Origin of the sequence: Nocardioides asiaticus, from assembly GCF_040049175.1 — a bacterium.
GTDB lineage: Bacteria > Actinomycetota > Actinomycetes > Propionibacteriales > Nocardioidaceae > Nocardioides > Nocardioides cheoyonin.
This window is the reverse complement of sequence record NZ_JBDZDM010000002.1, coordinates 19,937-38,023: the sequence shown is the minus strand read 5'-3', so window position 1 is coordinate 38,023 and position 18,087 is coordinate 19,937. Positions and strand designations below refer to the sequence as shown.

Below are 18,087 nucleotides of genomic sequence, written 5' to 3'. Positions count from 1 at the left end.
CTCGATCTCGGATGGCCGCCGTGACCCCATCGACCCGCGAGCGCTGCCAGCTCCTCGTCAGACACGTGCGCATGCGCTGCGGGGGATGCCGCGTCTCTAGTGGCAAGCGCGTACTCCTCATCGGCGTCCAGGGACGTGAGCGAACTTCGCGAGAAATCAGAGCTCGTGCCGGTGATGCCCCCGGTGTCGAGATGGAGGGAAGATGGACGAACTCGGCGGTGGAGATCAGGATCTGACGGCCCGCGTCGCTCCCTGCTCAGGATTCGGCTGGCAACTCGTCGATGATCTGGATGAGGTTGCCGCAAGTGTCGTCGAAGACCGCAATGGAGCCGTTGCCGATGTCGGTCGGGGGCTGGGTGAAGGTGACACCGAGGCGAGTGAGCCGGTCGTACTCGGCCGCCACGTCATCGACCGCAAACTGGGCGAGGGGGATCCCGGCGGCGACGAGTGCGTCGCGGTATGGCTTGACGGCCGGGTGGTCCGCGGGCTCCAGAAGGAGCTCAGGTCCGTCGACGTCTTCGGCTGAGACGACCGTGAGCCAGGAGTTGTCCCCAAGAGGGATGTCGTGATGCTTCGTGAAGCCCAGCACCTCGGTGTAGAACGCGAGTGCGGCGCGCTGGTCGTCGACATGGATGCTGGTCAGGCGGATCCTCATGAGTCTTCCGTTTCCGGGATGGGCCGGCGTTGAGCAATGGCAGCGAGTGGTTCGGCGTTGACGTAGTGGAACTCGGATCGCCCGCGTTTCTCTGTCGTCACGAGACCAGCGTCCTCGAGCACGGCAAGGTGCTGAGATGGCCTGGCGCGTGGAGCGGAGTTGATGCCGGGAGGCGAGTACGGAGCAGGTCGGGAACAGGGTTTGGCCGTCCTCGCCGCGAGCTCGTCGGGGATCAACCTCCTGGTCTCGTCAGCGAGCGCTCGGAGCAGGCTGTCCACGGCACCGTGGCGCCTCCCCACTCCTGAGGGTCGACGTCTCGCAGCGTCTCGGTCAGCACCCATTCGTGCCCGAACGGGTCGACGAAGGCGGCTTGGCGTTCGCCGTACTCGTAGTCGTGCGGCTCGGCGCCCGCATCGGCCCCCGCGCGCCGGGCGGCGTCGAGCACTGCACGCACATCATCGACACGCATCATCACCTGATGACCTCTGGGGTCGTGAGTCTCACCGTCTCGGTACTCGCGCACGATCAGATCGGCGCGCTCGCCGTCCACCCCCAGCTGGGCGCGGTGGGCCTCGCCGATCCGGACGTGCTCGACAACAGCCGCGGCGGTCAGTGGGCCATGTCGACGAAGCGGGAGTAGTGCCCCTGGAAGGCGACCACGATGTCGCGGGTCGGGCCGTTGCGGTGCTTGGCGACGATCAGGTCCGCCTCGCCCGGTCGGGTCGACTCCTTCTCGTAGACGTCGTCGCGGTGGAGCAGGATCACCATGTCCGAGTCCTGCTCGATGCTCCCGGATTCGCGAAGATCCGAGACCATGGGCCGCTTGTCGGAGCGCTGCTCGGAACCGCGGTTGAGCTGAGACAGCGCGATGATCGGGACGTCGAGCTCCTTGGCGAGCAGCTTGATCTGGCGGGAGAACTCCGAGACCTCGAGCTGGCGGGACTCCACCTTCTTGCCCGAGGTCATCAGCTGGAGGTAGTCGATGACGATGAGCTTCAGGTCGTGGCGCTGCTTGAGACGGCGGGCCTTCGACCGGATCTCCATCATCGTCATGTTGGGGCTGTCGTCGATGAACATCGGCGCCGAGGAGACCTCGCCCATCTTGCGGGCCAGCTTGTTCCAGTCCTCGTCGCTCATGTTGCCGTTGCGGATGTGGTTGAGCGGCACCTTCGCCTCGGCCGACAGCAGCCGCATCGTGATCTCCGAGCGCGTCATCTCCAAGCTGAAGAAGCAGCTCGTCAGGTTGTTGTGGATCGAGGCCGCGCGGCAGAGGTCGAGGGCGAGTGTGGAGTTGTGCGTCGGGATCATCCCGCGGCCCGCGAGGTAGAGATGGTCGTCGTTGTCGACTTGGACGCAACGGACGGGGACGCTGGCCACCGGGCGGACCTCGGTGACGTAGCGCCGTCCGATCCGCGACGTCGACGTCGGCCTCTCCTCCTTGTGGAGCAACTGCTTGCGAGCGAGTCGGAAGACGTCGTCCGTCGTGGAGAAGTTCAAGATGTAGCAGGTCGACGTGCTCTCGTCGCGCCCGGCCACACGCTTCGACGTACGCCCGCACTTGTAGCCAAGGCTGACGATCAGCTCATACACGTCGTCCGCCAGCCGCTTGTTAGTGACAGCAAACTGGCAGGATCCCACCCCCCGCACGACTGTGCCGTCCGTATCCATGAGTCCCGCCAACAGCTCGCGGCGCTGCTGCTCGGATGCACGCAGGTAGGACCTCGGGATGTGCTTGTCGCCCAGCACGCCGATCTTTCGGAGCAACGCCGTCATCGTGCCGTGATCGGCGTGGCAGTCCCGGCACAGGGAGCGGTTGGCCGTGGCCGGAGACCCGCAGGTGGCGCAAGCCTGACCGCGCGGGTGATGACTTCCTGGGAGCTTGATGCTGTAGAGCATGACGCCTCGGCGCTCAGCCAGCAGGCCCTGCCCTTCGATCAGCATGGGTATCTCGTCGGTCTCGCACGTGATCCGGCTGCTCGCGCTGTGTCCGTCGCCGAGCCATGCCCCCAGGACGTACGGCGGAATCGGCAAGGCTCGATGCGCACCCACGATGGCCGATGCGTTGACCACGGAGTGATTGACCCGCTGGTCCGCGTCGATCCGAACCGTTGTCGCCATCTCCGCCGTCGTGACGACGGAAGCGAACGTCCGCTGGTTGCGCGTGCGGTTGTAGCGATTCTCGGCCGCCCACTTCGACTTCCGTGCTGCGCGCGTCTCGGTGAGCCACTGGTGCTGGGCGTCGGCGACGATGACGGAGCCGTCGGAGAAACGAACCTCGTAGCAGGGGCGGTCCTCGAGCACCTCGGTCGCAGCGACGACGCGGGTCGGCCGGCCGTGCGCGTCGTACAGCAGGTCACCCACCTCTACCTCCCCCATCGTCGTCCAGCCGGACGGTGTCGGGAGCGGGGTGTCGAGGGCCAGCGCCTTCCCCATGGCGGGCCGCGCCGCGACGACGATCATCTGGCCCGCGTGGAGGCCGTTGGTGAGCTCGTCGAGGTCGGCGAAGCCGGTGGGGACGCCGTAGATGCCGGCCTCGCGGTTGGAGATCGCCTCGATCTCGTCGAGGACGCCGTCCATGATGTCGGAGAGCGGCGCGTAGTCCTCCGCCGACCGCTTCTCGGTGATCTTGAAGACCTCGGCCTGGGCGACGTCGACGATGTCGTCGACCTCGCCCTCGCCGGTGTAGCCCATCTGGACGATCCGGGTGCCGGCGTCGACCAGGCGGCGCAGGATCGCCTTCTCCCGCACGATCTCGGCGTAGAAGCCGGCGTTGGCGGCGATCGGGACGTTGGCGGCGAGGGTGTGGAGGTAGGGCGCACCGCCGATCCTCTCGAGCTCACCCCGGCGGCGCAGCTCGTCGGCGACGGTGACCATGTCGGCGGGCTCGCCGCGGCCGTAGAGGTCGATGATCGAGTCGTAGATCGTCTCGTGGGAAGGGCGGTAGAAGTCGAGGCCGCGAAGGGTCTCAGCAACGTCGGCGATCGCGTCCTTCGAGATCAGCATCGAGCCGAGCACGGCCTGCTCGGCGGCCATGTCCTGCGGCGGCGTGCGGTCCCCGGGTCGCCGGGCGCTCTCGCCCGGCTCGTAAGCCGCCGGGCCGTCGCCCCACTCCTCGAAGGGAGGCTCCGGCACCCCTCGCGTATCCGACTCGGTGACGCTCAACAGTCCCCCTCACGCATGCGTGCACCCACGCTCGAGCACAACCGTTCGACCCACCGACCACCACGCTAGAGCCGGCCACCGACAGTCCCGGTGAGCCGCCCGGCGCGCCGAGCCGGTGGCGCCGATCCAGGGACCGTACGCGCCCTCCGTACGACGGCGACAGGACGTTATCCACAGACCGTTGTTGAAAACCGGTGGGCAGGGGTGGACGAGTTCGCGATCTTTGTGCAGAGGCTGGGGACAGGACTGTTGAGAACCGGTTCCGCGTCGCTCGCAAGTTGGCTCTGACCTGCGAAAACGCCTCTCCCAGCGTGTGGACGGAAAAAATCTCGGCCGCGGATGGCGATCATCACCAGATCGTCGTAGGGAAGGCCGACGGTTTGTCGACAAAGCGTCCGGCACGGTGCCTTCCACAAGTTTTCCACCGGGTTACACGACTCACGCCGGCAACCCGCGTCCCCGCGGGCACGACCCCGCCGGGCCCCGATAGCCTCCCGAACATGCCGATGGACCGCAGCCACGACCGGGAGATCTGGCGGCTCGCGATCCCTGCCTTCCTCGCGCTCGTGGCCGAGCCGCTCTTCCTGATGGCCGACTCGGCCATCGTCGGCCACCTCGGCACCGACCAGCTCGCGGGGCTCGGCATCGCCGGGGCGGTCCTGCAGACGATCGTCGGGCTGTGCGTCTTCCTGGCGTACGGCACGACAGCCGCCGTCGCGCGGCGAATCGGGGCGGGCGACCGACGGGGCGCGATCGCCCAGGGCGTCGACGGGCTGTGGCTCGCGGTCGTCATCGGCGTGCTGGTCACCGTCCCCGGCATCCTCCTCGCCCGCCCGCTCAGCCGCGCGCTCGGCGCCGGCGACGACGTGGTCGGGCCGGCCACGACGTACCTCCGCATCGCCGTCCTCGGCGTCACCCCGCTCCTCCTCATGCTGGCCGCGACCGGAGTCCTGCGCGGCCTGCAGGACACGCGTACGCCGATGATCGTCGCCATCGGCGGGAACGCCCTCAACGTGCTGCTCAACATCGCGCTCGTGTACGGCGCCCGGCTGGGCATCGCCGGATCGGCCACTGGCTCCGTCGTCGCCCAGCTCCTCGCCGCCGGCGCGCTGGTGTACGTCGTCGTGCGGGCCGCGCGCCGGGAGGGCGCGCCGGTCAGTCCGGACCTGCCCGGGATCCGGACGGCCGCCCGCGCCGGCGTCGCGCTCGTCATCCGCACCCTCACCCTACGGGCGGCGCTGCTGGCGACGACGTACGCCGTCACCCGGATCGCCGGCGACGGGAGCCACGAGCAGGCCGTCGACCTCGCCACCCACCAGATCGCGATGACCCTGTGGTCGTTCCTGGCGTTCGTGCTCGACGCCATCGCGATCGCCGCCCAGGCGCTGACCGGCCGCGCGCTCGGCGCCGGCGAGACCGTGCAGACCCGCTCGATCACCGCTCGGATGGTGTGGTGGGGCGTGGTGGTCGGGGTCGTCGTCGGCGTACTCCTCGCCGCCGCCTCGCCCTTCCTCGGCGCCCTCTTCACCGAGGACCACGACGTACGCCATCTGCTCGTCGGCGTCGTGGTCGTCGCCGCCGTCGGTCAGCCGGTGGCGGGCGTGGTCTTCGTCCTCGACGGGGTCCTCATCGGGGCCGGAGACGGTCGCTACCTCGCGACCGGCGGGGTGCTCACCCTGGTGGCCTACCTCCCGCTCCTGGCCCTCGCGGTCATCCTCGGCGGTGGGCTGATGTGGGTGTGGGTCAGCTTCGCGTTCGTCTTCATGGGGGCGCGGTTCGTCGTGCTCGTACGCCGGGCCCTCGGTGACCGCTGGCTCGTCACCGGCGCCACCACGCGCACGGCCTGAACCCCCGACTCAAGCGGTCCGAACCCCCGCCTCGACGCGAACAGGGCCGCCCTCCTGGTGGAGGACGGCCCTGTCGGGGCGATCTCGTCGTGCTGCGCCTTAGGCCGGAACGACGTTGAGGGCGACCGTGGCCGACACCTCGTCGTGGAGCTTGACGGAGATCTCGTGGCTGCCGAGCGACTTGATCGGGTTGCCGAGCGCGATGGTGCGCTTGTCGATCTGCTCGCCGGTGGACTCGGCCAGCGCGGTGGCCACGTCGGCGACGGTGACGGCGCCGTAGAGGCGGCCGTCCTGGCCGGCGCGGACCTTGACGTTGACCGGGGCGGCCTCGAGCTTGCCCTTGATCTCGCCGGCGTGGTCGGCGTCGCGGACGGCGCGCGCAGCGCGGGCCGCCCTGATCTGCTCGACCTGGCGCTCGGCGCCGCGGGTCCAGCGGATCGCGTCGCCGCGCGGCACGAGGTAGTTGCGGGCGTAGCCGTCCTTGACCTCGACGACGTCACCGGCGGAGCCGAGACCGGTGACCTCCTGGGTGAGGATGATCTTCATGCCGTGACTCCTCTCAGCGACCGGTCGAGGTGTAGGGCAGCAGGGCGAGCTCGCGGGCGTTCTTGACCGCGGTCGCCACGTCGCGCTGGTGCTGGACGCAGTTGCCGGTCACCCGACGAGCGCGGATCTTGCCGCGGTCGGAGATGAACTTGCGGAGCAGCGCGGTGTCCTTGTAGTCGACACCGGTCGCCTTCTCCTTGCAGAACTGGCAAACCTTCTTCTTCGGCTTGCGAATCACTGCCTTGGCCATTGTGGTGCTTCCTTCCTAGAAGCCCGGCTCGCGCCGGAATGGTTGAGGGATTCGGATGTGAATGGGCGGGTGATCAGAAGGGGGGCTCGTCGGTGCCGACGCCCGGCGTCGCCCACGGGTCGTTGCCCTGCTGGCCGCCGCCCTGCGGGGCGGACGGAGCCGGGGTGGCCCACGGGTCGTTGCCCTGGCCGCCGGAGCCGCCGGAGCCGCCGGACGGCGCGGACTGCTGCCCGCCGCCGTAGCCGCCGCTGTTGTAGCCACCCTGACCGCCCGACTGGCGGGAGGTCTTGGTGACCTTGGCGGTGGCGTAGCGCATGGACGGACCGATCTCGTCGACCTCGAGCTCGAAGACGGTGCGCTTCTCGCCCTCACGGGTCTCGTAGGACCGGGCCTTCAGCCTCCCCTGGGCGACGACACGCATGCCGCGCTGCAGGGACTCGGCGACGTTCTCAGCGGCCTGGCGCCAGATCGAGCAGCGCAGGAAGAGGGTCTCCCCGTCCTCCCAGCTGTTGGTCTGGCGGTTGAAGGTGCTGGGGGTCGACGCCACCGTGAAGTTGGCGACCGCGGCGCCCGAGGGCGTGAAGCGCAGCTCGGGGTCGTCGGTGAGGTTGCCCACCACGGTGATGATCGTGTCGCCTGCCATTGAGGCCTCCCTGCTGGTTGTCTTGGCGCCCCCGCTTCAGGCGCTAGGCGCTGTTCTGATCTGCATCCGGATGCCGGTGACTTCGCGGCCCATTCAACAGTGCCGCACCGACAAACGGACAGTGATCCTCCACAGGGCACGCCGCAAGCGGCACGCCCCCCGGCTCACTTGGCCGGGCGGAGGACCTTGGTGCGCAGGATGGACTCGTTCAGGCCGAACTGCCGGTCGAGCTCCTGGACGGTCGCGGGCTCGGCGGTCAGGTTGATGACGGCGTAGATGCCCTCGGCGTTCTTCTTGACCTCGTAGGCCAGCCGGCGGCGGCCCCACACGTCGAGGTTCTCCACGGTCCCGCCGTCCTTGACGACGACGCCGTTGAGGTACTTCTCGAGCGACGGGGCGACGGTACGCTCGTCAAGGCTCGGGTCGAGGATGACCATCACTTCATAGGCGCGCATAGCGGTCTCCACCTCCTACGGACTCGGCGGCCATGGTCTCTCCATGGCAGGAGGGCTGTGCGTCGTGTCCCGGACTCCGTCGGTCGGAACGGGACACGTCAGCATAACGAGCCGGACGTACGCCGACCGAATCGCCGCAGCAGCAGCGAGTTCGTGACGACGAAGACCGACGAGCAGGCCATCGCCGCTCCCGCGATCATCGGGTTCAGCAGGCCGGCCGCAGCCAGCGGGATCGCGGCGACGTTGTAGGCGAACGCCCAGAACAGGTTGCCCTTGATGACCGCCAGCGTCCGACGGGAGAGCCGGATCGCGTCGGCGGCCTGGCGCAGGTCGCCGCGCATGAGCGTGAGGTCGCCCGCCTGGATCGCCACGTCGGTCCCGGTGCCCATCGCGAGGCCGAGGTCGGCCTGGGCCAGCGCGGCCGCGTCGTTCACGCCGTCACCGACCATCGCCACCACGCGGCCCTCGTCCTGCAGGCGCTTGACGACGTCGACCTTCGCGGCGGGGAGTACGCCGGCGACGACCTCGTCCACGCCGACCTGCTGCGCCACGGCGCGGGCGACCTCCTCGCGGTCGCCGGTCAGCAGCACCGGCCGCAGCCCGAGGCGGCGCAGCGCGGCGACCGCCGCCTCGGAGCTCTCCTTGACGGCGTCGGCGACCTCGATGGTGCCGGCCGGCTCGCCGTCGACGGTCACCTCGACGCCGCCGTCGCTGCCGCGGCCGACCACGACCCGGCGGCCGTCGGCGACACCAGAGACGCCCGTGCCGGGCTCCGCACGGAAGTCGGTCACGGACGGGAGCGGCCCGGCGGCCGCAGCGGCCTGCGCGATCGCGCGCCCGACCGGGTGCTCGGAACCGACCTCGACGGCACCCGCGAGGCGCAGCACCTCGCCCTGCGTCAGTGGCCCGGCGGCGTACACCTCCGTCACGGTCATGTGGCCGGTCGTCACGGTGCCGGTCTTGTCGAGCAGGACGGTGTCGACCGTGCGGGTCGACTCGAGTACCTCCGGCCCCTTGATGAGGATCCCGAGCTGGGCGCCTCGGCCGGTGCCGACGAGCAGCGCCGTCGGGGTCGCGAGCCCGAGCGCGCACGGGCAGGCGATGATCAACACCGCGACCGCGGCGGTGAACGCGTCGTCCGCGCCGCCGCCGAGGAGCAGCCACCCGGCCAGGGTGAACAGTGCAAGGCCGATCACGACCGGCACGAAGACCGCCGACACCCGGTCGGCGAGCCGCTGCACGGCCGCCTTGCCGGTCTGCGCCTCCTCGACGAGCCGCGCCAGCTGGGCGAGCTGGGTCTCGCGGCCCACCCGGGTCGCGCGTACGACGAGGCGACCGCCCGCGTTGAGGCTGGCGCCGACCACAGCGTCGCCCGGGCCGACCTCGACGGGCACGGACTCGCCGGTCATCAGGGAGTTGTCGACCGCCGAGGCGCCCTCGGCGACGACGCCGTCGGTGGCGACCTTCTCACCGGGGCGTACGACGAACAGGTCGCCGACGGCCAGCTCGGCCACCGGCACGCGCACCTCGGCGCCGTCCCGCAGGACGGCGACGTCCTTGGCGCCGAGCGACCCGAGCGCGCGGAGGGCGTCGCCGGCGCGCCGCTTCGACCGCGCCTCGGCGTACCTCCCCGCCAGCACGAACGTCGTCACCACCGCCGCGGCCTCGAGGTAGAGGTCGCCGCCCGTGCCGGCGGCCAGTGCCACCAGCGACCAGAGGTAGGCCGCCAGCGTGCCCACCGACACCAGCGTGTCCATCGTGGCTGCGCCGTGGCGCAGGTTGACCAGCGCCGCGCGGTGGAACGGCCAGCCCGCCCAGCCGACGACCGGGGTCGCCAGCACCAGCGAGACCCAGCCGGAGCCCTCGAACTCCGTCCCCGGGACCATACCCAGGAGCACCACCGGCACGCTCAGCGCCGCCGCCAGCCAGAGCCGGGTCCGGAGTGCGGCGGAGCGGTCGACGTCACCATCCGCCGCCGGCAGGGAGGCGTGGTAGCCCGCGGCCTCCACGGCCGCGATCAGCTCATCGGTCGAGACGCCGCCGGCGTACGCGACCGTGGCCCTCTCGGTCGCGTAGTTGACCGTCGCGCTGACCCCGTCCAGCTTGTTGAGCCTGCGCTCGATCCGGTTGGCGCAGGACGTGCACGTCATCCCGTCGAGCGCGAGCTCGACGGTCCGGGTGGCGACGTCCTGGTGGGTGCTCATCAGACGAGCTGGTAGCCGGCCTCTTCGACCGCCGTGCGGACGTTGGCGGGGGCGACCGGCACCTCGGACAGGACGGTCAGCGCGCCGCTGGCCAGGTCGACGTCGACGCCGACGACGTGGTCGACCTCGCCGACCTCCTCGGTGACCGATGCGACGCAATGGGCGCAGGTCATGCCGAGGACGGTGCCGGTGAAGGTGTGTGTGCTCATGGCTCTCCTTCGAGCTCGGGGTGGTGCGGATAGTTCAGGGTGGTTCAGGAGCGGACGAGGCGGGCGATGGCCTCGCGAGCCTCGACGAGCTTCGCGTCGGCCTCCGGGCCGCCCTGCTGGATCGCCTCCGCGACGCAGTGGCCGAGGTGCTCGTCGAGCAGCCCGAGCGCGACCGACTGCAGCGCCTTGGTCGCGGCGCTGACCTGGGTGAGGATGTCGATGCAGTAGGCCTCCTCGTCGACCATCCGCTGCAGGCCGCGGACCTGGCCCTCGATGCGGCGCAGCCGCTTGAGGTAGGCGTCCTTGTTGCCGTGGTGCAGGTAGCCGTGGTCGGCGTGCTCCGTCGGTCCGGTGATCTGCTCGCTGGCGCTCTCGGCGATCCGGTCGGTCATGGCGGTTCCCTTCGTCCGTACTGCCACGGTACCCCTGTGGGGTATAGGGCCCAAGTACGGGCCGGGGGTATCGGTCATACGCCGGCCCATTGACCACCGCACCCGAGCGCGCCGATGGTGGGGATGTGACGGACGTCACAGCTCGGCACTCTCGGAAAGAACCAGACATGAACGACAACTCCAGATCCACGCTCCGCACCGCCGTCGGCACCCTCACCGCCGGCGCGGCCGCCGCGGCGCTCACCCTCCTGGCCCCGCCCGCCGCCCACGCCGCCGCGAGCCCGGACTGGGTCGGCACCTGGACGGGCAGCCCCGTCGCCGGCGCCACCACCAGCACCTGTCCCGCCGGTCCCGGGGCGTTCAGCGATCAGACCGTCCGCAACATCGTCTACCCCAGCGTCGGCGGCGACCGCGTTCGTGTCCGGATCAGCAACGTCTTCGGCACGGCGCCGCTGACGGTCGGCGCAGCCTCGATCGCTGTCCAGAAGACGGGCGCCGCGATCGTCGGGAGCACGAAGCAGGTGCTCCGGTTCGGCGGCAAGAAGACGGTCACCATCCCGGCCGGCGCCGAGGCCCTGAGCGACTGGGTCGACTACACGGTCACCCAGCAGCGCGACCTGGCCGTCAGCGTCTACGTGCCCTCCCTCACCGGTCCCGCGACGTTCCATCCACTCGCCGTGCAGGACAGCTTCGTCGGCGCCGGCAACGCGACCAAGGCGAACGCCGCCTCGGCGTACCCCACCACGATCTCGTGCTGGCTGTTCGTCGACGCCGTCGACGTGCATCCCTCGGCGCGGATCAAGGGGTCCGTCGTCGCGTTCGGCGACTCGATCACCGACGGCTACGCCTCGAGCAAGAACGCCAACGACCGCTGGCCCAACTACCTCGCCCGGCGGCTCGACGCCAGGTCGGGGAAGACGCTCTCCGTCGTCGACGAGGGGATCAGCGGCAACCGGATCCTGAGCGACGCGGGCACCTTCGGGGTCAGCGCCCTCGCCCGGCTGCAGCGCGACGTGCTCTCCCAGCCAGGCGCCACCGACGTGATCATGGTCGAGGGCATCAACGACATCGGGAACAGCGACATCGGCACCGGCCCGCACGTCACGGCGAAGGACCTCGAGGCCGGCTACCGGCAGATCATCGACCAGGCGCACGCGGCCGGGCTGCGGATCTACGGCGGCACACTGACCCCGTTCAAGGGGGCCGCCTACTGGTCGCAGGAGGGCGAGAGGACCCGGCAGAAGGTGAACCGGTGGATCCTCACCAGCGGCGCGTTCGACGGGGTCGTCGACTTCGCCGCCGCGACGGCGAACCCCGACAACCCGAAGGTGTTCGCCCCGCAGTACGACAGCGGTGACCACCTGCATCCCAACGACGCCGGCTACGCCGCGATGGCCGACGCGATCAACCTCAAGATGCTGCTGAGCTGATCCGGTCCACAGCGCAGAGGTGTGCCGGCGATCGGGGGTGACCTAGGCTCCCGCGGGTGATCGACTCGTCCGGGACCCCAGGAGCCCCCGTCGCCGGCCGCTACGTGCTGGTCGACCGGATCGGCGCGGGCGCGATGGGCTCGGTCTGGCGTGCGTACGACGTCCGCACCCAGGCCTGGGTCGCGGCGAAGGTGCTCACCCAGACCAACAGCGCGATGCTGCTGCGCTTCGTGCGGGAGCAGGGCCTCCGGATCCGCCACCCGCACGTGGTCGCCCCGACCGGCTGGGCGGCCGACGACGACGTCGTGGTCTTCACGATGGACCTCGTCCGCGGCGGGACGGTGGCGGACCTGCTGGCCGAGCACGGCCCGCTGCCGACGGAGTACGCCGCGGTGCTGCTCGACCAGCTCCTCCAGGCCCTCTGCGCCGTCCACGCCGCCGGCGTCGTCCACCGCGACGTCAAGCCCGCCAACCTGCTGCTCGAGGTCACCGGGCGCGCCCGGCCGCACCTGCGGCTCGGCGACTTCGGGGTGGCGGCCACCACCGACGCCGTACGCCTCACCTCGGTGCCGGGGATGGTCGGTACCGAGGGCTACGCGTCGCCCGAGCAGGCGGCCGGTGCACCGCCCGACCCGAGCCACGACCTGTACGCCGCCGGGCGGGTCGCGATCCAGCTGCTCACCGGCGTCCCGCCGCTGCTCCAGCGCGGGGTGCCGGAGGGTCCGCTGGCGCCGCTGCTGGCGTCGCTGACGGCCACCGACCCGGCCGACCGTCCTCGCTCGGCCGCCGACGCGCAGCGCCGGCTGCTGCTGATCGGCGCCGAGCATAGCCTCGGCGGCTTCCGGCCGCGGCCGGACGGGCCCGAGGTCCACGACCGGCTGGGCGAGGCCAGCATGCCGCTGCGGCAGTCGCTCGCGCTGCCCGAGGCCGCCGCCCGGCGTACGCGATCCTCAGCGCAGGTGCTTACCGCGGCCGCCTGCTTCGCCTCGGCGATCGCGCTCTGCGCGGTGGCGCTGACCCGGCTCCTCGGCTGAGCCCGGCGCCGAGGAGCGGGTCAGCAGCACGAACCCGAGGACGACCAGGACCGCCGCCAGCCCGAGCAGCACGGCGGTCACCGGTCGTCACCCGATCTCGTCAGCTCAGCCTCATCAGCTCGGCGTGCGCTTCCCGTGGCGGGCGCCGCGGGGCGTCGCCAGGTCGTGCGGCAGCGCCTTCTTCTTGCCGAACCTCGGGCCGCCCGCGGTGACCACCGGCAGCGACAGCGTCGTCGCCTTCAGGTCGACGGCGTACGGCGTCGCGTCGGTGTCCCAGACGTCGGTGTTCCACGCGTCGACGCCCATGATGATCAGCCCGATGGTGTGGCCGGCGGGGATCACGACGTCGTCGGCCGCGAGGTCGATCGACAGCGTGTGGGTGCCCGGTCCGGGCACCTTCGCCCAGCCCTGGTCGAGGATCTGGTAGTCCGAGGTCTCCAGCAGCCGCTGGACGTCGTAGTAGCAGGCGTCGTCGACGTCGGTGGACTCGCCGTAGCAGGACTCCGTGTCGAGGGTCTCGGCGCCGTCGTTGCCGCCCGAGACCCGCTCCGCGGTGCCGTAGTCGACCAGGCCGACCGAGAGCTGGCCGACGGGCGCGTCGTCGCTCACCTTCACCGTCACCGTCGGGGTGCCCGCGATCCGGACGTTCTTGGTCAGTGCGCCGGTCGTGTAGAGCAGCCGGTTCGGGTTGTCACCGGCGGCCACCCCGAAGAGGAAGGCGCCGGCCGGGTCGTTGGTGAACGTCGCCGCGCCCGTGGCGGGCTTGCGCGCCAGGGTGCCGTCGGCCTGCGGGTGCAGCCTGACCGCCGTCGAGTGCGGCCAGGACCTCTCGGTCACCCAGTGGTTCGGTGAGACCTCGACGCGTACGGCGGGCTCGGTGTCGATGCCGTTGTCGATGCCGTACAGCTCGTGGTCGAACCAGCGGTGCAGGGTGCTGACCCAGGTCGCCCGGTCGTAGTCGAACGGGTCGACATGGCCGAGCCGGGAGAGCCACATCTTGACCTTGACGTGGTTGGCGAGCAGCGCCTCCTCCCAGCGGGAGAAGTTGAGCGTCTTGACGTTGGTGTCCTGGAGGCCGTGGACGATGAAGACGTCGGCCTTCACCTTCTTCGCCGAGAACAGCGAGCCGTCGCGGTAGTTCCGCTCGGCCCAGAACGCGTTGTAGTCGCCGGTGGCGTCGTCCGCGTCCGTGCCGAGCCTGTCGTTGACGGCCGTGCAGTCCTTGGAGAACGCCGGGTCGCGGTCGCCCTCGACGTAGGAGGAGAGCCAGGGGGCGTAGCCGTCGTAGTACGGGATGCCCTGGGCGCGGTCGTAGTCGTACCACGAGCTGATGCCCGACAGCGGCACGATCGTCTTCAGGCCCTTCACGCCGGTGGCGGCGACGCCGTTGGCGAGGGTGCCGTCGTACGACTTGCCGATCATCCCGACCTGCCCGGTCGTCCAGTCGGCGGTCGCTGCCGTGCCGTCGAGCGTGTGCGCGGTCGCCCGGCCATTGAGCCAGTCGATGACCGCCTTGACGGAGAGGATGTCGGACGGGCCGCCCTCGTCGACGCAGCCCGTGGAGCGGTTGGTCCCGGCCATGTCGACCTCGACGACGGCGTACCCGCGCGGGACGAAGTAGTTGTCGTAGAAGAGCGGCATCTTCGCGATCGTGCCGTCGGCGTCGTACGACTTCAGCTCGTTCTCGTTGCCGCGGCCGCAGCAGGAGTAGTACGGGCTCGCGTCCATGATCACCGGCACCTTCGTGCCGGCGGCGACCTTCGGCCGGATGATGTCGGCCGCGACCTTCTCGGGAGTGCCGTCACCGTCGAGGTCGGGGGCGTCCACCCAGACCGACTCGTGGACCGCGTCGGCGTAGGAGTAGGTCGCCTTGGTCGTGCCGTCGGCACCGAGGGTGTACGCCGGCGCGGCAGGCTTCGCGGCGACCGAGGTGGGCGAGGCGGCCGAGGCTGCCGCGGAGGCCTGGGCCGGCGCGGCGAGGCCGAGCGCGGCAACGAGCGCGACCAGCGCGGCGACCAGGGCGGCAGCGGGCGCTGCCCTGCGCCGGTCTCGGACCCGAGCGGGGGTGGTGGACATGGGGTTCCTCTCGTCGTCGAGCCCCGCCCAGAGCGGGGCCACCCGCTATTGCTATCGGCGGGTGGCCCCGACGTAAAGCGCCCTCGGTCAACGCTGTGTTACGAGCGGAGCACGAGCAGGCTGTCTCACAGGGTCGGCCTGCTCCTGAGCAGCTTCATCACGGCGAGCCCGAGCGCGACGATCACGAGGACCAGCACGAGCCAGTAGCTCCAGCCGTGGCCCTCGTCGACGCTGAGCTTCATGCCCATCTGCGAGGCCTCGTCCTTCGCCTTGTCGACGTCACCGGCCGGGACGACGAACAGGGCGACCAGCTCGCAGAGGAAGGCGAGGCCGAGGACGCCGGCGGTCGCGATCGGCGCCGGGACGTTCGGCGGCTTGATGTCGAACGCGGCGAGGACGACGTAGATGGCCGCCACCACCGCGAGGACCACGCCGAGCCAGCCGAAGACGCCGTGCCAGGCCGAGCCGGAGTCGGAGATCGACTGGCTGCCGCCCATGTCCTTGCCCAGGTCGAGGGTCGCGCTCACCGTGTAGAACTTGTTGACGAAGCTGAAGATCAGCGCCAGCACACCGGCGACGGCGATGCCGAGGCCGAGCGGCTCGAAGCCGGCCTTCGGCACGGCGGCCTGGGCGGCGGGGAAGTACGGCCCGCCGGCCGGCGGCGGCGGCGGAGTGGCGCCCGGCGGGGGCGGGGGCGGTGCGTCGTAGCTCATGGGTGGAACTCCTCACTGCCCCGGCGGGGCGCTGGTGACCCGAACTGCCTCCGCTTGCCCGCTCGGGGGGTTCCTAAACTGGCGGCATGAGCGAGCCCAGCGAAATCAGGATCGGCGCCCACGTCGACCAGACCGACCCGATCGCCGAGGCGCAGGCGCGCAACGCCCCGCTGGTGCAGTTCTTCCTCGGCGACCCGCAGGGCTACAAGGGCCCCGAGGTCGCGTACGCCGGCGGCGCGGCCGCGCTCCGCGATGCGGCCGAGTCGGCGGGGATCGACCTGTACGTGCACGCGCCGTACATCGTCAACGTCGCCACCACCAACAACCGGATCCGGATCCCGTCCCGCAAGCTGCTGCAGCAGCACATGGACGCGGCGGCCGAGATCGGCGCGAAGGGGCTCATCGTCCACGGCGGCCACGTCAACAAGGCCGACGATCCCGCCAAGGGGTTCGACAACTGGCGCAAGGCGGTCGAGGCCACCGACATCAAGATCCCGCTGCTGATCGAGAACACCGCGGGCGGCGACAACGCGATGACCCGCTACCTCGAGCGGATCGAGGGGGTCTGGGCGGCGATCAGCCAGGCGGAGGGCTACGACATGGTCGGCTTCTGCCTCGACACCTGCCACGCCCACGCCGGCGGCAACAGCCTCGAGACCGTGGTCGAGGACGTCCGCAAGATCACCGGCCGGATCGACCTGGTGCACTGCAACGACTCGCGCGACGAGTTCGACTCCGGCGCCGACCGGCACGCCAACTTCGGGACCGGGAAGATCGACCCGGACCTGCTCGCCGCCGTCGTACGCGACGCCGGGGCGCCGGTCGTCTGCGAGACGCCGGGCGGCGCCGCCGAGCACCAGGCCGACTTCGCCTGGCTGCGGGAGCGCGTGTGAGCCACCGGCCGCTGCGGCGGCTCGGGTTCCTCACGATCGGGCTCTTCGACCCCTCCGACCCGGCGAGCGGCCACGAGGAGACGCTGCGGATCATCGAGCTCGGCGAGCAGCTCGGCTTCGACTCGGCGTGGCTGCGCCACCGCCACCTGCAGTACGGCATCTCCTCGCCGATCGCCGTCATGGCCGCCGCCTCGCAGCGCACGTCCCGGATCGAGCTCGGCACCGCCGTCACGCCGCTCGGCCTGGAGAACCCGTTCCGCCTCGCCGAGGACCTCGCGACCGTCGACGTACTCTCCCACGGCCGGATCAACCCGGGCGTCAGCGTCGGCCCGCCGATGAACTTCGATGCGTTCAAGGAGCACCTCTACCCCGACACGTGGGACAAGGAGGACTTCACCTACACCCGCGTCGAGCGGCTGCTCCACAACCTCGCCGGCGAGCCGGTCTCGACCTTCGAGGGCACCCGCGGGATCGAGAGCTTCTCCCGCCGGATCGAGCCGCACTCGCCGGGCCTCGTCGACCGGGTCTGGTACGGCGGGGGCTCCGAGCGCAGCGTCACCTGGGCCGCGCAGAGGGGGCTCAACCTGCTCACCTCGAGCGTCATCGACGCCGCCGAGGACACCCTCGACTTCGGCGTCATCCAGCGCCGCCAGATCGACCTCTTCCGTTCGCTGCACCCCGACGGCGAGGCCGCCCGCGTCTCGCAGGGCCTCGTCGTCATCCCGACCGACTCGGCCACCACGGAGCAGGTGCAGAAGTACGAGGCGTACGCCGTAGCGCGGCTCCCCCGCACCCGCGAGCCGCAGCAGCTCGGGCCGAAGCGCGCGATGTTCGCCCCCGACCTGGTCGGCACCTCCGAGCAGCTGGCCGAGCGGCTCACCGCGCATCCGGGCTTCCAGGCCGTCGAGGAGGTCGCGTTCGCGCTGCCGTTCACCTTCGAGCACGCGGACTACGTGCAGATCCTCACCGACATGGCCACCCGCCTCGGGCCGATGCTCGGCTGGTCGCCCGTCGCCTGACCCGCGCCGCGGACGTCATACGGCTCCAACGACGGACCGTCCCTGCCCGTATGACGTCGCGAGAAGGGTGAGGGCACCCCCGGCCCCCGCCCCTGGGGGTGCCCTCCGACGCGGCTCAGCCGGCGGCCGCCAGGGAGCGGCGTCGTTGCCGCGGCACCCTGGGCCAGCCGGCGAACCGGTCGCTCGGCAGCACGTGCACGGTCCGCTCCTCGAGAGCGTCCTCGCGGTCCGGCCGGTACCTCACCAGCCGGAGCGGCGTCGGCTCCGTGCGCGCGCTGAAGACCATGAAGACGAAGTGGTGGTCACCCTCGCTGAGCGGCACCAGGTGGCCCGGGCTGTCCTCGATGCGCCACTTGCTCACCAGCGACGGGGTGAAGCTCACCTCGACGCAGGTGGCGACCGGGCACTCGATCACCTGACCTCCGCGCGGATCGCGGATCGTGCGGAGGGAGGTCGACGCGTTGGGCATGGCTGGGCTCCTCGGATAGGTCGACAGCACGACAGGGAGGAGACGGCGGTCCCGACGCTGATACGTCGGTCTCGGACGCATTCAGCGGTG

At 70.8% G+C, this 18,087-nt stretch carries 18 protein-coding genes; 5 read left to right on the top strand and 13 right to left on the bottom strand.

Features of this window, described 5'->3' with window-relative positions; all coding sequences use genetic code 11:
- Window positions 1-256: 256 nt before the first annotated feature.
- From ABLE53_RS05935 to dnaB, 3 genes are all read right to left on the bottom strand, one after another.
- A complete protein-coding gene (locus ABLE53_RS05935) occupies window positions 257-655 on the bottom strand; it encodes a VOC family protein (RefSeq protein ID WP_348857810.1) in 399 nt (132 codons plus the stop codon).
- Between the two features lie 232 nt (window positions 656-887).
- Window positions 888-1,178 carry a VOC family protein gene (locus ABLE53_RS24785; protein WP_425474859.1) on the bottom strand — a complete coding sequence of 97 codons (291 nt, stop codon included), beginning with the start codon at window positions 1,176-1,178 and terminating at the stop codon, window positions 888-890.
- Between the two features lie 86 nt (window positions 1,179-1,264).
- On the bottom strand, window positions 1,265-3,688 hold the full coding sequence (dnaB, locus tag ABLE53_RS05925; protein ID WP_348858845.1) for a replicative DNA helicase: 2,424 nt from the start codon (window positions 3,686-3,688) through the stop codon (window positions 1,265-1,267).
- A gap of 629 nt (window positions 3,689-4,317) precedes the next feature.
- On the opposite strand from dnaB, the gene ABLE53_RS05920 reads away from it, so the two are divergent.
- The gene (locus ABLE53_RS05920) at window positions 4,318-5,664 is read left to right on the top strand and encodes an MATE family efflux transporter (protein WP_348857808.1); all 1,347 of its coding nucleotides are present in this window, start codon (window positions 4,318-4,320) and stop codon (window positions 5,662-5,664) included.
- Window positions 5,665-5,763: 99 nt separating this feature from the next.
- On the opposite strand, the gene rplI is transcribed toward ABLE53_RS05920, so the two are convergent.
- The 7 genes from rplI to ABLE53_RS05885 all read right to left on the bottom strand — a co-directional run bounded on the left by rplI (window position 5,764) and on the right by ABLE53_RS05885 (window position 10,363).
- Window positions 5,764-6,210 (bottom strand): 50S ribosomal protein L9, encoded by a 447-nt coding sequence (gene rplI, locus ABLE53_RS05915; protein WP_348857807.1) that lies wholly within the window; start codon window positions 6,208-6,210, stop codon window positions 5,764-5,766.
- 13 nt (window positions 6,211-6,223) lie between these two features.
- A complete protein-coding gene (rpsR, locus tag ABLE53_RS05910; protein ID WP_348857806.1) occupies window positions 6,224-6,460 on the bottom strand; it encodes a 30S ribosomal protein S18 in 237 nt (78 codons plus the stop codon).
- Between the two features lie 73 nt (window positions 6,461-6,533).
- Complete coding sequence (locus ABLE53_RS05905; RefSeq protein WP_348857805.1) at window positions 6,534-7,103, bottom strand: single-stranded DNA-binding protein; 570 nt, start codon at window positions 7,101-7,103, stop codon at window positions 6,534-6,536.
- 164 nt (window positions 7,104-7,267) lie between these two features.
- Window positions 7,268-7,558, bottom strand: coding sequence for a 30S ribosomal protein S6 (rpsF, locus tag ABLE53_RS05900; RefSeq protein WP_348857804.1), 291 nt, complete (start codon window positions 7,556-7,558; stop codon window positions 7,268-7,270).
- 98 nt (window positions 7,559-7,656) lie between these two features.
- On the bottom strand, window positions 7,657-9,762 hold the full coding sequence (locus ABLE53_RS05895; protein ID WP_348857803.1) for a heavy metal translocating P-type ATPase: 2,106 nt from the start codon (window positions 9,760-9,762) through the stop codon (window positions 7,657-7,659).
- Entirely contained in the window at window positions 9,762-9,971 is a 210-nt protein-coding gene (locus tag ABLE53_RS05890) for a heavy-metal-associated domain-containing protein (protein WP_348857802.1), read from the bottom strand. The genes ABLE53_RS05895 and ABLE53_RS05890 overlap by 1 nt, the downstream gene beginning before the upstream one ends.
- Before the next feature lie 44 nt (window positions 9,972-10,015).
- Window positions 10,016-10,363 (bottom strand): metal-sensitive transcriptional regulator, encoded by a 348-nt coding sequence (locus ABLE53_RS05885; RefSeq protein WP_348857801.1) that lies wholly within the window; start codon window positions 10,361-10,363, stop codon window positions 10,016-10,018.
- Between the two features lie 167 nt (window positions 10,364-10,530).
- Here ABLE53_RS05885 and ABLE53_RS05880 point away from each other — a divergent pair, with 167 nt between their 5' ends.
- Together ABLE53_RS05880 and ABLE53_RS05875 are read left to right on the top strand one after the other, a co-directional pair.
- Complete coding sequence (locus tag ABLE53_RS05880) at window positions 10,531-11,793, top strand: SGNH/GDSL hydrolase family protein (protein WP_348857800.1); 1,263 nt, start codon at window positions 10,531-10,533, stop codon at window positions 11,791-11,793.
- Between the two features lie 56 nt (window positions 11,794-11,849).
- Window positions 11,850-12,827: a serine/threonine-protein kinase gene (locus tag ABLE53_RS05875; protein WP_348857799.1), complete on the top strand. Its 978-nt coding sequence runs from the start codon at window positions 11,850-11,852 to the stop codon at window positions 12,825-12,827.
- Window positions 12,828-12,941: 114 nt separating this feature from the next.
- Here ABLE53_RS05875 and ABLE53_RS05870 read toward each other — a convergent pair whose 3' ends face one another.
- Complete coding sequence (locus tag ABLE53_RS05870; protein ID WP_348857798.1) at window positions 12,942-14,903, bottom strand: CocE/NonD family hydrolase; 1,962 nt, start codon at window positions 14,901-14,903, stop codon at window positions 12,942-12,944.
- A gap of 125 nt (window positions 14,904-15,028) precedes the next feature.
- Window positions 15,029-15,616 carry a hypothetical protein gene (locus ABLE53_RS05865; RefSeq protein ID WP_348857797.1) on the bottom strand — a complete coding sequence of 196 codons (588 nt, stop codon included), beginning with the start codon at window positions 15,614-15,616 and terminating at the stop codon, window positions 15,029-15,031.
- Between the two features lie 86 nt (window positions 15,617-15,702).
- Between ABLE53_RS05865 and ABLE53_RS05860 the strand changes: the two genes are divergently transcribed.
- Together ABLE53_RS05860 and ABLE53_RS05855 are read left to right on the top strand one after the other, a co-directional pair.
- On the top strand, window positions 15,703-16,509 hold the full coding sequence (locus ABLE53_RS05860) for a deoxyribonuclease IV (RefSeq protein ID WP_348857796.1): 807 nt from the start codon (window positions 15,703-15,705) through the stop codon (window positions 16,507-16,509).
- Complete coding sequence (locus tag ABLE53_RS05855) at window positions 16,506-17,528, top strand: LLM class flavin-dependent oxidoreductase (protein ID WP_348857795.1); 1,023 nt, start codon at window positions 16,506-16,508, stop codon at window positions 17,526-17,528. The genes ABLE53_RS05860 and ABLE53_RS05855 overlap by 4 nt, the downstream gene beginning before the upstream one ends.
- A 115-nt stretch (window positions 17,529-17,643) precedes the next feature.
- Here ABLE53_RS05855 and ABLE53_RS05850 read toward each other — a convergent pair whose 3' ends face one another.
- Window positions 17,644-17,997 carry a hypothetical protein gene (locus ABLE53_RS05850; RefSeq protein ID WP_348857794.1) on the bottom strand — a complete coding sequence of 118 codons (354 nt, stop codon included), beginning with the start codon at window positions 17,995-17,997 and terminating at the stop codon, window positions 17,644-17,646.
- Between the last annotated feature and the right edge of the window lie 90 nt (window positions 17,998-18,087).

Excerpts from the sequence above, each read along its gene's own strand:
- ABLE53_RS05880 (WP_348857800.1), top strand. The coding sequence starts at position 10,531 with ATGAACGACAACTCCAGATCCACGCTCCGCACCGCCGTCGGCACCCTC.
- ABLE53_RS05890 (WP_348857802.1), bottom strand. The coding sequence starts at position 9,971 with ATGAGCACACACACCTTCACCGGCACCGTCCTCGGCATGACCTGCGCC.
- ABLE53_RS05850 (WP_348857794.1), bottom strand. The coding sequence starts at position 17,997 with ATGCCCAACGCGTCGACCTCCCTCCGCACGATCCGCGATCCGCGCGGA.
- dnaB (WP_348858845.1), bottom strand. The coding sequence starts at position 3,688 with ATGGCCGCCGAGCAGGCCGTGCTCGGCTCGATGCTGATCTCGAAGGAC.
- ABLE53_RS05870 (WP_348857798.1), bottom strand. The coding sequence starts at position 14,903 with ATGTCCACCACCCCCGCTCGGGTCCGAGACCGGCGCAGGGCAGCGCCC.
- ABLE53_RS05905 (WP_348857805.1), bottom strand. The coding sequence starts at position 7,103 with ATGGCAGGCGACACGATCATCACCGTGGTGGGCAACCTCACCGACGAC.
- ABLE53_RS05865 (WP_348857797.1), bottom strand. The coding sequence starts at position 15,616 with ATGAGCTACGACGCACCGCCCCCGCCCCCGCCGGGCGCCACTCCGCCG.
- ABLE53_RS05860 (WP_348857796.1), top strand. The coding sequence starts at position 15,703 with ATGAGCGAGCCCAGCGAAATCAGGATCGGCGCCCACGTCGACCAGACC.
- rpsF (WP_348857804.1), bottom strand. The coding sequence starts at position 7,558 with ATGCGCGCCTATGAAGTGATGGTCATCCTCGACCCGAGCCTTGACGAG.
- rpsR (WP_348857806.1), bottom strand. The coding sequence starts at position 6,460 with ATGGCCAAGGCAGTGATTCGCAAGCCGAAGAAGAAGGTTTGCCAGTTC.
- ABLE53_RS05920 (WP_348857808.1), top strand. The coding sequence starts at position 4,318 with ATGCCGATGGACCGCAGCCACGACCGGGAGATCTGGCGGCTCGCGATC.
- rplI (WP_348857807.1), bottom strand. The coding sequence starts at position 6,210 with ATGAAGATCATCCTCACCCAGGAGGTCACCGGTCTCGGCTCCGCCGGT.
- ABLE53_RS05895 (WP_348857803.1), bottom strand. The coding sequence starts at position 9,762 with ATGAGCACCCACCAGGACGTCGCCACCCGGACCGTCGAGCTCGCGCTC.
- ABLE53_RS05935 (WP_348857810.1), bottom strand. The coding sequence starts at position 655 with ATGAGGATCCGCCTGACCAGCATCCATGTCGACGACCAGCGCGCCGCA.
- ABLE53_RS05885 (WP_348857801.1), bottom strand. The coding sequence starts at position 10,363 with ATGACCGACCGGATCGCCGAGAGCGCCAGCGAGCAGATCACCGGACCG.